The organism is Sporosarcina sp. CAU 1771 (assembly GCF_054482775.1).
In genome coordinates this window covers 495207-510870 of sequence record NZ_JBTLRN010000001.1, presented here as the reverse complement: position 1 = coordinate 510870, position 15664 = coordinate 495207, and the positions used below count along the sequence as shown (strand labels likewise).

Genomic DNA, 15664 nt, shown 5'->3' with positions numbered 1-15664 from the left:
ATATTTCATTAGACATTCAAGCCCATTTTAAATATACCAGCCACCATTTACCTTCAGGATTTCACCCGTTATATAGTCCGCGTTCCCACTTAAAAGGAATTTCACAATGTTTCCCACGTCAGATGGGGTTCCTAAAGACATTAAAGGGATTTCATTCATGACCAATTGGCGTTCATCTTCTGGTACTTCGCTATTCATACGCGTATCAATCCATCCAGGGGCAATTCCATTCACTCTTGTTCCTGAATATGCAGCCTCTTTTGCATACGCTTTTACAAACGCATGCTGTGCACCTTTGACGGCGGAATACATGACTTCCCCCGCCGCACCTGTGTTACCCCATATCGAACCTATATAGACCACATAAGATGTTGTAAGCTTCCGAAGTTGCGACGAAATGTGACCGATATAGAGTGCCGGATTTTGCATATGAACATTCCAAAGAGCATTCATATCGTTCGCTGTAGTATCGGTCAATAATTTAGACATCGATTGTCCATTCGCAACAACAACTGCGCGCACCTGTTTCGTTTGTCGAGCAAGGATTTCAGCCCCATCCTCAGTGCTAAAATCGGCCTGAACGAGCTGAAAATCTAACTGAGGATAAGCTGCCTGTAATTCTTCTTGCAAGTGCAACGCCGAGCTAGCATTTTCATTATAATGTAGATAAAGCGGCCATCCATCCTCCGCAAGTGACCGACAGATTCCGTTTCCAATTTCACCTGACGACCCGAGAACGACACAGTAACCGCGATCCGTCATTCTGTTTTTTCTGCGGGGACAACTGTAAATAATGTATGTCCTTTTTCATCACTAAATGTGTGAAATGCTTCTTTCAAATCTTCAAGCGTCATCTTTTCAAGTACTGGGACTACGTCAAATAAATTCATGTTATTAAACGTATAACGAATAAATTGATTCGCAATGAATTCCGGTGAATTTAATGAACGCATAAATTGACCGATTTTCTTTTTAAGCATGCGGTCTAAATCTGCATCGGTGATTGTCCAAGAAAGAACATTCTCACGTATCGTTTCACGAACTGCCTTTTCAAATTCTTTTGGCTTATCTGTATCAGATACGATAATTGCAAAACCAAAACCATTTTCCAGTGTAAAATCATATGAAAAGGATTCATCAATCAAGCCGTCTGCATAGGCCTTCGTATAAAACTCCGACGACCTACCGAACAAGACATCAAGGACAAGACCCGCTGCAAGTTCCTGCATTAGCATTTCTTCACCCTCGACATCTGTCTTCACACATTTCATGCCGATGCTGACTTTTGGTTTTGAAACGTCCATTGTTAAAGAACGTTCTTTAAATGCTGCATCCGTTGGTTCACTTGGAAAGTGCCGGATAATTTCAGCAGGTTCATTAAATGACTTTTCATCTTGATTCTTCTTGATGAATTCCATCATTTCTTCTGGATTAACTGCTCCAACAACAAATAGCACCATATTTGAAGGATGGTAAAACGTTTCATAGCATTCATATAGATGTTCTGCAGTGATTTCTTGGATGGACTCAACTGTCCCAGCAATATCAATTTTTACAGGATGTTCATGGAACAAGTTTTCAATCGCTCCGAAATAGAGACGCCAATCTGGTAAATCATCATACATCGTAATTTCCTGGGCAATAATACCTTTTTCTTTATTTACGGTCTGTTCCGTAAAATAAGGTTCTTGAACAAAATTCAGCAGTGTTTTCGTGTTTTCATAAAGCATATCCGTTGCTGAAAACAGATAGGCCGTTCTCGTAAATGCAGTAAATGCATTCGCAGAAGCACCTTGTACACCAAATTCCTGAAATACATCTCCATCTTCTTTTTCGAACATTTTATGTTCAAGAAAATGAGCAATTCCATCCGGAACCGTTACAGCTTCTTCCTTCCCACGAGGGATGAATGTACGATCGATTGAACCATACTTTGTTGTAAAAGTTACAAATGTTTTAGAAAAACCCCGCTTCGGTAATATATAGACGTCTAGCCCGTTCGATAGTTTCTCGTTATATAAGGTTTCTTGTAAATTTTTAAATTCAATCTTTTTCATTGCTTGCCGCCTCTTTCCCTGATAGCAAATAGACAATTTCTAAATTGATTTCGGATGCCATACGTTGAACGTCCTCTTTCGTAACGACTTCCCAATTAGCGATTAATTGCTCTGCAGTGAAATTTTCGTCCAATTCTTTAAACTGGTCATATACTTCAATTTGTCCTTTTGCTGAATCAAATGCACTTTTTATGCCATTTGCTAAGAGTGCTTTTGTTTGATTGAGTTCTAAATCCGTGATCTCACCATTTTGTAATGCCTTTAGTTGTTCAGAAATTAACTGGACAGCTTTTTCTTCTAATTCCGCATCGATACCAGCGATTACATAAACAAGACCATAATGAGAAGAATAAGAACTGGACGCATAATAGGCCATACTTTCCTTTTCACGGACATTCATGAATAACTTACTATGAGCAAAACCACCAAAAACACCATTTGTCACTTGCATTTTCGCATAATCAGGATGCGTTAACGTCACAGGAGTACTGTATCCTAAATGCAGTTTTCCTTGTTTCATGTCTTGTTTCTCACGTACACGTTTCACATTGGTTTCTGATGTAACTGGCTGCGCTTTCGCTGTGTCAACGACTGAAATGTTGCGTGCTCCAAAACTCAATACTTCGCCCAATTTTTGAATCATTTTTTCCTCATCAATATTTCCTACCACATATAAGTCAATTTGGTCTTCATTCATCATTGTTTCATATGTGGACATCATATCGCCGATTGTTAAACCAGCAACATCTTCTTCGTTTCCATAAGAAGGTGCTGACGCCGCACTATTCGGCCTGAAGATTTCAAGCATACGTTGTTGAGCATATCTTGTCTTGTCATCATACTGAGAACGTATTCGCTCAATCACTGATTTTTTTTCGCGTTCCAAAATCGTTGCGTTGAATTGTCCATCTTCTAAGTTCGGTTCAAAAACGGTTGTTCGGATTAATTCCATGACCTCATTAAGGACACTTGCTTCACTTAAATATTCATCATTTACACATTCCACATGTAACGATGTAATATGCGTGTTGCCTCTTTTGGTAACATCCGTAAATAATACCGTTCCATAAAGTTCATCCAATGCATTCCGTAATGCACTTTGTGTGCGGTATTTACCATTCGACTCTTCGAGTATATTTGCGAGAACTGCTCGTGCAGCAGACGACTTTTGATTTAAAGCACTTTTCCATTTGATCGAAAAGTTAACTGTTTTAAACTGATCAGATTTTCTTGAATAAAGCGTAACGCCTTCTTGTATCTTCGTTTTCTTAAACATCTAAACACCTCTGTTTTTGTTAATATGCGATTTCCTAACTTCACTATACATTTCATTTGTAGATGTAAGCAAATAAACCGATAGAAATTCAAGTATTATAAAGAAAAAAGCTACCTGAAGTCTGGTTTATATAGACTTCAAGGTAACTTTTTAAATTTTACCGGTTTCCTTTAATATATGGTTGCCCAAGTCCTTTTGGTGCTTTAGCTCTTCCAATAAATCCTGCAAGCGCTAAAATCGTTAAGACGTATGGCAAAATGTGTAGATACACTGTCGGAACATTGTCTAAAAACGAAATGCTCGGAGCACTTATTGCAAGTGCTTGCGCAAATCCGAAGAACAATGCTGCTCCCATCGCACCCATAGGATGCCATTTACCAAATATCATCGCGGCAAGCGCCATGAAGCCTTGTCCATTGATCGTTGCATGGCCAAAGTCATTGGTCATTGTTTGTGAATAAATTGCTCCACCAATACCCGCAAGTCCACCTGAAATAATTACTGCAACATAACGAATGCGCGTAACATTTATCCCCATCGTATCCGCGGCCATTGGATGTTCACCAACGGAACGAAGTCGAAGTCCAAATGGCATTTTATAAATAACAAACCAAGCAAGAATCGCTACGCCAATCGCTAGAATAGAAGAACCATAGATTCCTTTGAAAAACATTGGCCCTAAAATAGGAATGTCCTGTAAAAACGGAACGTTAAAGCGCGGAATACTGCGTTGGATAAAATCCGTCTGCCCTTTGCCAAAAACCATTTTCACCGTAAATAATGCAACTGCAATTCCAAGCATGTTAATCGCAACACCTGAGACTACTTGATCCGCTCGGAATGTTATTGATGCGACAGCATGAAAAATAGAGAATGAAGCTGACACTAACATAGCTACGAACAATGCTACCCACGGTGTCCATGCACCAAATGTATCTGCAAAAAACAAATTAAACATAATACCAGTAAAAGCACCCATTACCATAAGTCCTTCAAGACCGATATTAATAACACCGGAACGTTCAGAAAAAACTCCACCGATTGCAGTAAAAATTAAAGGCGCGGCGTATGAAATTGTTATTGGAATTATGAAGTAAAGTAAGTCTAGAAAACCCAATTCAATTCGCCTCCTTATTCTTATTCAACCGGTTTAAAACTACACGAATGATGTATCCGGAAGCTACAAAGAAAATGATAAGCGCAATGATAATCGAGACAATTTCAAGCGGAATATCAGCTTCGTTAGGCATATTTCCTGCACCGTATTTTAATGAACCAAACAACGAAGCACCAAAGATAACTCCAAGTGGTGTATTCGCACCTAGTAATGCAACTGCGATACCGTCAAAGCCAATCCCGGTAAAGCCACCCATATTCGCCATATACCCGAAAGTTCCAAGAGCTTCCATCGCGCCACCAAGTCCAGCAAACGCCCCTGAAATAACCATTGAAAGTATAATATTCTTTTCTACGTTCATGCCAGCATATTGAGATGCATGATCGTTAAAGCCAACTGATTTAAGCTCGTAACCTGTTTTTGTCTTTTCAAGAATAAACCACATAACCGCAACCATTGCCAGAGCAACAAGAATTCCATAGTGAAGTGTTGAAAAGTCTGTTAGGTTGGATAAAAACTCAGATCGTAAAGACGCTGTTTCTTTAACCTTATCTGTTTTATAAGTTCCAGTTACTGCTTTTATTAATGCGTTTACAGTATGAAGTGCGATATAGTTCATCATAATCGTTACAATAACTTCATGAACACGAAGTTTTGCCTTTAAAAGGCCAGGTATGAATCCCCAAAGTGCTCCAGCTACTGCCGCAGCGATAAGTGCAAATGGTAAGTGAATAATTGCAGGAAGATCGAAAGCAGTTCCTACATAAGCAGCTGCAAACCATCCAACAATAAGTTGACCTTCAACACCTATATTAAATAACCCAGTACGAAATGCGAATGCAACTGCAAGCCCAGCCAATATGTATGGGCTAATTTGTCGAATCGTTTCACCGATTGCGTAAATATCCCCAAAAATTCCGTTCCAAAGGGCGATATATCCTTTAACCGGATCATAACCACTTAAAAGCATAACAACTGCCCCTACAAGTAACCCTAAAATAATCGAAATGACGGGGATCAGTAAGTTAATAACCCTATTTGACATCGGTATCGCCACCTTCTTTCAAAACAACCTCGTCTCCAACAACTACCATTTCAGACTTCGAATGCCCAGCCATTAGTAAACCAAGCTCTTGCTCGGTTGTTTGTTCTGGTAGTACTGTATCAACAATTTTGCCGTCGTAAATAACTGCAATGCGATCCGAAACATTCATAACTTCATCAAGTTCAAACGAGATTAATAACACTGCTTTGCCTCGGTCACGCTGCTCAATTAATTTTTTATGGATGAATTCAATCGCTCCAACATCCAAACCTCTCGTTGGAAGTGCTGCAATAAGTAAATCTGGATCACGGTCAACTTCTCGACCGATAATCAGCTTTTGCTGATTCCCTCCTGATAATGAACGAGCGAGCGCATGTTCACCTTGCGTCCGAACGTCATATGTTTCAATAATTTCTTTTGCTTTTTCAGAAACTAATTTATAATTCATTATCCCTTTTTTCGAAATAGGTTTTTGATAATACGTTTGAAGAACAGCATTATAACCAACTGTAAAATCAAGAACAAGTCCGTGTTTATGTCTATCTTGTGGAATATGACCAATTCCAGTTTCTGTAATTTCACGCGGTTTCTTTCCTGTAACATCTACTGAATTAATTAATATTTTACCGCTTTTTACTTTTTGGAGTCCTGTGATTGCTTCAATCAGTTCTGATTGGCCGTTGCCATCAATCCCAGCAATTCCAACAATTTCTCCTCTTCGAACAGTAAGATTTAATCCTTTCACTTTATGAATCCCACGATAATCGTCAACGACAAGATCCTCAATTTTCAGGACATCCGTTGTTGGATTTGAAGGCCCTTTTTCAGTTTTAAACGTTACTTGGCGACCAACCATCAGTGTTGCTAATTCTTCGGGGTTTGTTTCAGCTGTAACTACTGTTCCAATCCCTTTGCCTTTTCTGATAATCGTAACGCGATCCGAAACGTCCATTATTTCCTGTAGTTTATGAGTTATGAGAATGATAGACTTACCTTCTGTAATCAGCTTCTTCATAATTCCAACCAACTCGGTAATCTCCTGTGGTGTTAATGAAGCTGTAGGCTCATCAAAAATCAGGATTTCTGCTCCACGATAAAGCGTTTTCAATATCTCTACTCGCTGCTGCATTCCAACTGAAATATCTTCTATTTTTGCATTTGGATCCACATTTAAACCATACAACTCTGATATTTCCTTAACCTTTTTTGCTGCATCGCGAATGTTAATTGTCCCCATTTTCTTTGGTTCATTTCCTAAAATAATGTTTTCAGTGACGGTTAAATTCTCGACAAGCATAAAGTGTTGGTGAACCATTCCAATACCGATGTCATTTGCAACGTTTGGATTTGCAATATCGACTTGTTGTCCACGAACACGAATTTCACCACCGTCGGGTTTATACAAACCGAAAAGAACGTTCATTAAAGTCGATTTCCCTGCTCCATTTTCTCCTAACAGTGCGTGAATTTCTCCTTTTTCTAACTGCAAAGTAATATCATCATTCGCTACAAAATTACCGAACTCTTTTCTTATATTCAACATCTCAATGACGTATTCCACTGGACTCACTTCCTCACATTTGGGTTTGACAGCTCAAATTAATACAAGAAAAGATTCCGGTGTTAAAAGCTTTTCTTGTATTAATTTCTTTCGAGTTCTTCTCTAAAATGAAAGTAAGAAGGCCGCAATAAATCCGGCCTTCATAATTTCATGGATTTGAATCTTATTTTTTCGGATCTTCTGAAACGACAATATTTCCTTCAGCAATATCTTTTGCGAATACATCAATTTGGTCCAATACGTCTTGTGGGATTGCTCCGCGTGAATCAGCAAGCGCAATTCCTTCATCAGCTAGACCGTAACGTGTAATTTCGCCGCCTGGGAATTCACCTTTTGCAGCAAGTTCAGCAGTTTTCATTACAGCTAAGTCAACACGTTTAAGCATTGAAGTTAATGTAATGTTATCTTCGCCAACTTTACCTTCTTCGTATTGATCTGAGTCAACTCCGATTACCCATACATATGCGTCAGGATCTGAAGTTTTACGTTCTTTTGCTTCAGAGAAAACACCGTTACCCGTACCACCAGCAGCGTGGAAAATAATGTCTACGCCAGAAGTATACATACGGTTTGCAGCAGCTTTACCATCTTCAGCTTTATCAAAGTTACCTGTGTATTGTACATCTACTTCAATATCAGGATTAACTGCAGCTACTCCATCAACAAAGCCAGCGTGGAAACGCTCAATAACAGGGATGTCCATTCCACCTACAAAACCAATTTTATTCGATTTTGTCATAAGTGCAGCAGCAGCTCCTGCAAGGAATGCACCTTCTTGCTCTTTAAACATAATGCTTGCAACGTTTGCAACTTCAGATTCTTCATCAACAAGTCCAAACATTTTGTCTGGGTGTTGTTGTGCAATTGTTTCAATTGCATCTTTCAAAAGGAAACCAATTCCGTATACAAGATCGAAGTCACGACGAACTAGTCTGTTCAAGTTCGCTTCATATTCTGAAGCGTCAGTAGACTGTAAGTAATCAAATCCACCGTCTCCTTTTTCAAGGCCGTTTGCTTCACCATAATCTTGGATACCTTTCCAAGCTGAAGAGTTGAATGACTTATCATCAACACCGCCAGTATCTGTTACCATTGCAATTGAAAATGCTGCTTCTGTTTCTTCACCAGTTGCTGGTGTTGTAGTTTCTTCTTCTTCTTTGGCTTTATCTGTTCCACATGCGCCAAGTATTGTACCAGCTGCAAGTAGTAAAGATAATCCTAGCCCAAATCTACGTTTACTCAAATCGAGACCCTCCTATTGTTAATGCTATATTAGTAGGACGCAAATGCGTCTTATACCCGTTTACGAACGACGTGGAAATCGAATTTATCAGCCCGGAAATAATTTTTTGAATACAAAACCATTTCACCTTCCGCGCTGTAATGAGATTGAAGAAGTGCAAGAAGAGGTACGTCGAGACCACATCTTAATATAGAAGAAGCTTCTTCATCATATCCAACTGGCTCAATATTTGCGACTGCTTGTTCAATTCGAATCTTACCTGTTTTTTCAATCGCATCAAACAAAGATACATTTAATAATTCCTCTGTTCCAACAGGTAAATGTTTTGAAAGAACGTTATCGATGCAATAAACAACTGGTTCACCATCTGCAGTTCGAACTCTCTTTATTGTAACCATCACATCGTCATTTTTACAATTAAATCTTTCCATTTCCTTCTTGTTTGGTTTCATTTCTGTAATTTCCATGACAATTGTACCTGGTTCCATTCCACCATTACGTATCATCGTTGAAATGCTCGTTAAATGCTCTATGCCAGAACTGAACAATGGTTTTGGATTCACAAAAGTTCCTACACCATGTTTCCGAACAATCACTTTTTCCTCTTCTAACAATCGAAGTGCCTCACGAAGAGTTGCGCGACTGACACCTAAATTTCGAGCAAGTTCAAATTCAGAAGGAAAGCGTTCATTTTCTTTAAATATTCCGCACTCAATATCATTTTTTAATCGTTCAATTACTTGTAGATAGAGATGTCGCTGATCTGATTTCACCATCATTACACCAATCACCACCTTCTTCGAGGTCTGACCTCTGATGTTAAACGTCCGAACGAATCAACCATACTATATCACTTTTCTTGTGTAAATCAAATACTTTTCTTGTAAACTTTTATTCAAGCTTTATCAAAGTGTAAGAACTTATACACATTTTCTCATGAAGGTAAATCTGCCTCACTTTTGCTAATAAGGACTTGGCGTGGCTTACTCCCTTCAGAAGGCCCCACTACCCCGCGAAGCTCCATCTGATCAACAATTCTTGCAGCTCGCGAGTATCCAACTCTGAAACGGCGTTGCAACATAGAAACCGAAGCTGTCTGTAATTCCGTAACTAGTTGCACAGCTTGGTCATACAATTCATCTGTTTCTTCGTGTGGAGCTACTTCCTCGATTTCAGTAGGAATCATTTCTTCTTGATATTGCGCTTTTTGTTGTTCAATCACAAAATCTACAATTGCTTCTACTTCACTATCTGACACGTAAGCACCTTGAATGCGCACCGGCTTAGATACACCAGCTGGTAGAAACAACATGTCCCCTCTACCTAACAGCTTTTCTGCACCACCACTGTCTAAGATTGTTCTTGAATCTATTGCCGATGAAACTGCAAACGCAATACGAGATGGAATGTTCGCTTTAATAATTCCGGTAATAACATCCACACTCGGACGTTGTGTAGCAATAATTAAATGTATTCCAGCCGCACGGGCCATTTGCGCAAGTCGTGTAATTGAATCTTCTACATCGCTCGAGGCTACCATCATTAAGTCTGCTAACTCATCTACAATCACTACAATGTATGGCATACGTGGATGCTTCTCTTCATTTTCATCATTCCAAATATCGATATGACCGTTATATCCTTCTATATTTCGTGTACCCGTATGTGCAAAGAGTTCATAACGCCTTTCCATTTCAGATACAACCTTTTTAAGAGCTTGTGACGCCTTTCTAGGGTCCGTCACGACTGGTGCAAGTAAGTGAGGCACACCGTTATACACATTGAGTTCAACCATTTTAGGATCGATCATCATCATTTTTACTTCATGAGGTTTTGCACGCATTAGGATGCTTATAATAATGCCATTTATACAAACACTTTTACCACTACCCGTAGAACCGGCAATAAGTACGTGAGGCATTTTATTCAACTCTGTAAGTATGGCTTGTCCTGTCACATCCCGGCCAAGAGAAATCATCAACTTCGAATCCGGACGATCATTCTCTTTTGCCTCTATTACTTCTCTTAGACTTACAATAGCAATTGCGCTATTCGGAATCTCTATCCCGACAGCCGACTTTCCAGGAATGGGTGCTTCTATTCGAATATCGCTTGCAGCAAGAGCGAGCGCGATATCATCCGATAAGCTAACAATTCGACTAACCTTCACTCCCGTATCTGGTAACACTTCATACTTTGTTACTGCTGGTCCCAAATGCACTTGAGTAATACGAACCTTCACTCCAAAGCTCAAGAAAGTTTGTTCTAACTTTTTTGCATTCGCTTGAATTGAATTATATTCTTCCGATTGGTCGCTTACAGGTGAATCTTTTAATAAAGAAGGTGGCGGTAAAATATAGGATTCATTTTCTTCTTCTCCAGTCACCCCTGTGTAATTTGCAATTTCTATCGTTTCAACTACTTCCTCTTCAGCAGAAGGTTCTTCTACTACCTTCCTTTCGATTCGCTCACTGAATGCAGAAATAATCGGTTCAGAGAGTATTTCAACAACTTCGACTGGCGCTTCTACTTGCTCCTCTTGAGAAGACGATAGGTCAGTCTCCGTTTTCTTAGCCCGAGTTTTTGGAGTCTCTTTTACAGCTTTCTTCTTAGTCTTTGATTTCTCTTCAGAGCGTTTCTTTATACCTTCAATAAAAGCGGGAAACTTTTCTGCAACATAAGGAACAATTGCTTTCCCAGTTAATAACACAATACCTACCAATAGTAGAAGTACCCCTGCTACTGTTGCTCCAGCCGAATCAAATAAGGAATGAAACATTGCAAATAGAAATGCTCCAAGCATGCCCCCTCCTAGTGCACCACTTCTAGAAGATATGCCATCATTTGAAATAAGGACTTTCCATGTCTCTTTTAAGACAGAATCCGTCAGCAGAATTCGACTTGCATATAACTCCTTAAATAAATAAACGTGGCTAAATAAAAGTAGACTCGCGAGAATAAATAAACTTCCCCCAATAATTCTATTTTTCCAGCCACCTAACTTTCTACGTATCATAAAAATAAGTGCTTGAACAATTAAAAGTAGTGGAACCGCGCTATGCCAGTTCCCAAAAATCAACATAGAGAATGAGGCGAGCCCTCTACCTACGGGTCCAAATTCAAAAATAATAATTATCGATAAGCCAATCATCATTAAACCAATCACTTCATACAATAAAGGATTCATTCCAGGCTTCTTTTTTTTGCTTGCATTGGATTTTCTATTTTGCTTTGACTTCTTTTTCGCCAACTTGCTAGTCCTCCTTTTCTGAATAAATTTAAAAAGGGCTTCCTTACCGTACAGACGGCTAGGAAACCCTATTAACTTCATGTAGCCAAAGTTAAAGCCTCCGGCGGATGTCACATTTTTGCAGCGTCAGAGAAGGAAGTTCGCCTAAAACACCGCGTCCTACAAAATAAAGCGGGCTGAAGTTCAATCTCTCTTCACTAACTGACCTGCTTTCCAGCTTAAACTCAATTTAAAATTGGTCCCTAAAACACGTCGAAGCGTGTTTCGTTATCAATATTCCATAATAATTGGGATAATCATAGGTCTTCTTTTCGTTTGTTGATACAAATATGAACTGAGTGTATCACGAATCTCTTGCTTTATGTTTGTCCAATCGAACGACTTTTTATTCACATGCTTCTCGACAATTTTCGTAATGAGGTTTTTGGCTTCTTCTAGAAGCTCTTCTGACTCCCGTACATAAACAAATCCACGAGAAACTATTTCTGGGCCGGAAGCAATACGTTTCTGCTTTCGATTTAATGTAACTACTACTGTGAAAATACCATCCTGTGATAATAATTTTCGATCTCTTAGTACAATATTTCCAACATCGCCTACACCAATTCCATCAATAAGGACATTACCTGCTTGGACTCGACCACTCATCCGCATTTTGTCTTTATTATATTCTACAATGTCTCCCTTATCCGCAATAAACACACGCGTTTTAGGTATCCCCGTCTCTTGAGCGAGTTTGGAGTGAGCCATTAACATACGATATTCACCTTGAATAGGAATAAAATACTTCGGTTGCATTAAGTTTAGCATTAGTTTCAAGTCTTCTTGACTCCCATGACCCGAAACGTGAACATTTCTGCTTGAAGTAAGGACCGATGCTCCTGCCTTCGCAAGTTCGTTCATCATTTGGTACATAGATACTTCCATGCCCGGTGAAGGTGTAAATGTAATAAGAACCGTATCTGTATCTTTAATTCGAATGTCTTTATGTTGTTTACGGACAATTTTCGCAAGTGCATCAAGCGGTTCGCCTTTGTTACCCGTAACAATAATTACAACTTTATCGTCATCGTATTTATCCAAATCTTGAACAGGAATGACTATATCTTCTTCAATCATCAAGTAGCCCAGCTTCATTCCTACTTCGAAATAACTTTCTAAACTTTTACCAACAACCGCAACTTTTTTCCCTGACTCAGCCGCTCTGTCAAATACCTGTTGGATTCGGATGAAGTTCGAAGCATACAATGCGACGAGTATTCTTCCTTCTGCTTTGTGGAATGTTTTTGATAAATGAGTTTCAACAACTGACTCTGAAGTCGTATATCCAGGTCGCTCCGCTTCAGACGAATCGGACATAAGAATAAATACACCCTTCTCACCGAGTGTAGCCATTTTTCCAATATCCGGACGATATTTGCCCTTCGCTGCTTGGTCAAATTTAAATTCTCCCGTATGAACAATTGCCCCTTCACTCGTGTGAAAAACAATTCCAAGTGCATCCGGTATACTATGTGTCGTATTGAAAAACGTTACATGTGTACGATCAAAGTTCATCCGACTCTTATTCGTTACTTCGAAAAACTTCACTGGATTTGGTGATGGCATTTCTTTTAAATGTTCTTTAGCTAATGCAATTGTCAATTTAGATGCATAGATTGGAGCTTGTACTTTTTGAAGCAAGTAAGCAATTGACCCAATTGCATCTTCGTGACCATGCGTAAGGAAAATCCCTTTCACACGCTCTTTATTTTCTTCAATATAAGTAATGTCTGGAATAACAATATCGATTCCAAGCATTTCTCCTTCCGGGAACATAAGACCACTATCTACAATAAATAGCTCTTCATCGATTTCGACAACATACATTGCCTTACCGATTTCCCCAACTCCACCTAGTGGAATAATACGAATTAATTCATTTTTTATTTTTGACACACGATTTCCTCCTATTTCTAATTCCCGATCATAAACCTAGTTTTATTATACGGGACAAAACCTTCCTATACAAACATTAATAATGCAAAAGCCTCAACAAAAAAAGCCGGGAATGAATCCCGGCTTTTATCATCCAAAAACGTGACGGTTTTCTTCGTATGTTTTCCATACTTCATCGAAAGCTAAATTCTGATCCTCATAGGCAACTAAAGGTAGTCGAACGCCACCTGTATCTACACCTAACTTTTTCAATGCATATTTGAGTGGTACAGGATTCGGCGCTGCAAACAATGCCTTAAATAACGGTAATAACGTTCTATGCATAGCTGCTGCTTCAACAGTTTTACCCGCCTCAAAAGCTGCAATCATTTTCTGCATATCATTACCAACTATATGTGCAGCGACCGAAACGATACCTTTTCCGCCAATTGAAAGTAAAGGTAACGTCAATCCATCATCGCCACTATAGACTGAAAAATTAGCATCTGTCCCCGAAATGATATCCGCCATTTGATCTAAACTTCCGCTTGCTTCTTTCACGCCACGAATATTTTTAATTTTGGATAACTCAATAATTGTTTCAGGAAGCATGTTAACGACTGAGCGACCTGGAATATTATACAAAAGAACAGGCAATGAAGTTTCTGCAGCAATATGAGAAAAATGTGCATACATGCCCTTTTGATCCGGTTTATTGTAATAAGGAGTGACTAGCATAATCCCATCAACCCCTACGTCAATTGCTGATTTAGTAATCAAAACGGATTCTGCCGTTGAGTTGGTTCCTGTTCCAGCGATTACCGGAATTCGCTTATTCACTTGCTCAACTGTAAAAGCAAGTAGTGGCTTGGTCTCTTCTGCAGTCAACGTTGGCGATTCTCCTGTTGTTCCACTAACAATTAACGAATCCGTCCCATTTGCAATTAAATATTCGATTAATTTTTCTGTTTTATCATAATCGATAGCTCCCGTTGTTGAAAATGGGGTTACCATCGCCGTAGATACGCGTCCGAGTTCCATTCAAATCAGTCCTTTTTATAAGATCAATCACCTATTTCGTGATTTGTATTCATAGTAAATTTAGATGGTTTACACAAGATTGGCAAGAATCTTGAAGGCTTCATGATGTTACTTAATTAAACACTCTGCAATTTGCACTGAATTCAACGCTGCACCTTTTAATAAGTTATCCGTTACAACCCACATATGGAATCCTGTTGGGTGATCCGGATCTTTTCGTATACGTCCAACGAATACATCTTCAAGTCCCTCAGCAAATACTGGCATAGGGTAGGATTGCTGTGACGGGTCATCTTGAAGTACAACTCCTGGCGCATTCCTCATTAATTCTTTTAGCTCTTCAACTGTAGTGCCTTCTTGATCAACTTCGAAATAAATCGATTCAGAGTGACCAGATACAACTGGAATTCGAACACATGTTGCTGAAACCTGCAATTTATCATCACCAAAGATTTTCTTTGTTTCATTGATCATCTTTAATTCTTCAAGGGTATATCCTGATGCATCGAATGCGTCAATTTGTGGGATAACGTTAAATGCGATTGGATAAAACCGTTCCCCTGCACCCGTCGGCAATAAAGCAGCATCGTTCGTTGCACGGGTTTCAAATTGATTGCTTTGGTTTTCTAATTCATCGATTGCATCGGCACCTGCTCCTGAAACAGCTTGGTACGTCGAAACGATAATTCGTTTTAATCCTAACTTATCTTTTATCGGTTCTAATGCTGTAACCATTTGAATTGTTGAACAGTTTGGATTTGCAATAATTCCTTTATGGCTATCCATCGCATCCTTATTCACTTCCGGAACAACTAACGGTATGCCTTCAATCATACGGAATGCACTCGTATTATCTATCACGACTGCGCCTCTTGCAACTGCTTCATTTGCGAACATTGTCGAGATATTTCCACCTGCGCTGAAAAAGGCAATATTTATTCCATCAAAAGATTCGGCAGTTGTTTCTTCTACGATGAATTTTTGTCCACCTGCAGAAATTTCTTTACCTGCCGATCTTTTTGAAGCAAGTAACTTAATTGAGCTTGCTGGAAACTTTCGCTCTAGCAATTTCTCAAGAATTTTTGTACCAACGGCACCAGTCGCACCGACGATTGCAACATTTACAGTAGTCATATGAATCTCCCTTTCAGCGTAAA

At 39.2% G+C, this 15664-nt stretch carries 12 protein-coding genes; all 12 read right to left on the bottom strand.

The genetic code is table 11. The features are described 5' to 3' along the window. Nucleotides 1-27: 27 nt before the first annotated feature. The 12 genes from ymfI to ACXYMX_RS02490 all read right to left on the bottom strand — a co-directional run bounded on the left by ymfI (nt 28) and on the right by ACXYMX_RS02490 (nt 15641). The gene (gene ymfI / locus ACXYMX_RS02545) at nt 28-762 is read right to left on the bottom strand and encodes an elongation factor P 5-aminopentanone reductase (RefSeq protein WP_459042642.1); all 735 of its coding nucleotides are present in this window, start codon (nt 760-762) and stop codon (nt 28-30) included. Next, the gene (gene yfmH / locus ACXYMX_RS02540; RefSeq protein WP_459042641.1) at nt 759-2057 is read right to left on the bottom strand and encodes an EF-P 5-aminopentanol modification-associated protein YfmH; all 1299 of its coding nucleotides are present in this window, start codon (nt 2055-2057) and stop codon (nt 759-761) included. Before yfmH ends, ymfI begins: the two co-directional genes overlap by 4 nt. Continuing rightward, nucleotides 2044-3333, bottom strand: a complete 1290-nt coding sequence (yfmF, locus tag ACXYMX_RS02535; RefSeq protein WP_459042640.1) for an EF-P 5-aminopentanol modification-associated protein YfmF — start codon at nt 3331-3333, stop codon at nt 2044-2046. Before yfmF ends, yfmH begins: the two co-directional genes overlap by 14 nt. A 157-nt stretch (nt 3334-3490) precedes the next feature. After that, a complete protein-coding gene (locus tag ACXYMX_RS02530) occupies nt 3491-4450 on the bottom strand; it encodes an ABC transporter permease (RefSeq protein ID WP_459042639.1) in 960 nt (319 codons plus the stop codon). A 1-nt stretch (nt 4451) separates the two neighbouring features. Beyond that, nucleotides 4452-5495 carry an ABC transporter permease gene (locus tag ACXYMX_RS02525; RefSeq protein ID WP_459042638.1) on the bottom strand — a complete coding sequence of 348 codons (1044 nt, stop codon included), beginning with the start codon at nt 5493-5495 and terminating at the stop codon, nt 4452-4454. Continuing rightward, nucleotides 5485-7056: an ABC transporter ATP-binding protein gene (locus ACXYMX_RS02520; RefSeq protein WP_459042637.1), complete on the bottom strand. Its 1572-nt coding sequence runs from the start codon at nt 7054-7056 to the stop codon at nt 5485-5487. The genes ACXYMX_RS02525 and ACXYMX_RS02520 overlap by 11 nt, the downstream gene beginning before the upstream one ends. A gap of 163 nt (nt 7057-7219) precedes the next feature. Next, nucleotides 7220-8299: a BMP family lipoprotein gene (locus ACXYMX_RS02515; RefSeq protein ID WP_459042636.1), complete on the bottom strand. Its 1080-nt coding sequence runs from the start codon at nt 8297-8299 to the stop codon at nt 7220-7222. A 50-nt stretch (nt 8300-8349) separates the two neighbouring features. After that, nucleotides 8350-9078 carry a GntR family transcriptional regulator gene (locus tag ACXYMX_RS02510; protein ID WP_459042635.1) on the bottom strand — a complete coding sequence of 243 codons (729 nt, stop codon included), beginning with the start codon at nt 9076-9078 and terminating at the stop codon, nt 8350-8352. Between the two features lie 155 nt (nt 9079-9233). After that, complete coding sequence (locus ACXYMX_RS02505) at nt 9234-11549, bottom strand: DNA translocase FtsK (protein WP_459042634.1); 2316 nt, start codon at nt 11547-11549, stop codon at nt 9234-9236. A 270-nt stretch (nt 11550-11819) separates the two neighbouring features. Beyond that, nucleotides 11820-13487 carry a ribonuclease J gene (locus tag ACXYMX_RS02500; RefSeq protein WP_459042633.1) on the bottom strand — a complete coding sequence of 556 codons (1668 nt, stop codon included), beginning with the start codon at nt 13485-13487 and terminating at the stop codon, nt 11820-11822. Between the two features lie 129 nt (nt 13488-13616). Then, complete coding sequence (dapA, locus tag ACXYMX_RS02495) at nt 13617-14507, bottom strand: 4-hydroxy-tetrahydrodipicolinate synthase (RefSeq protein ID WP_459042632.1); 891 nt, start codon at nt 14505-14507, stop codon at nt 13617-13619. Between the two features lie 108 nt (nt 14508-14615). Continuing rightward, entirely contained in the window at nt 14616-15641 is a 1026-nt protein-coding gene (locus tag ACXYMX_RS02490; RefSeq protein ID WP_459042631.1) for an aspartate-semialdehyde dehydrogenase, read from the bottom strand. Between the last annotated feature and the right edge of the window lie 23 nt (nt 15642-15664).

Coding starts and splice junctions, on each gene's coding strand:
- yfmF (WP_459042640.1), bottom strand. CDS start 3,333: ATGTTTAAGAAAACGAAGATACAAGAAGGCGTTACGCTTTATTCAAGA.
- dapA (WP_459042632.1), bottom strand. CDS start 14,507: ATGGAACTCGGACGCGTATCTACGGCGATGGTAACCCCATTTTCAACA.
- ACXYMX_RS02490 (WP_459042631.1), bottom strand. CDS start 15,641: ATGACTACTGTAAATGTTGCAATCGTCGGTGCGACTGGTGCCGTTGGT.
- ACXYMX_RS02510 (WP_459042635.1), bottom strand. CDS start 9,078: ATGATGGTGAAATCAGATCAGCGACATCTCTATCTACAAGTAATTGAA.
- yfmH (WP_459042641.1), bottom strand. CDS start 2,057: ATGAAAAAGATTGAATTTAAAAATTTACAAGAAACCTTATATAACGAG.
- ymfI (WP_459042642.1), bottom strand. CDS start 762: ATGACGGATCGCGGTTACTGTGTCGTTCTCGGGTCGTCAGGTGAAATT.
- ACXYMX_RS02525 (WP_459042638.1), bottom strand. CDS start 5,495: ATGTCAAATAGGGTTATTAACTTACTGATCCCCGTCATTTCGATTATT.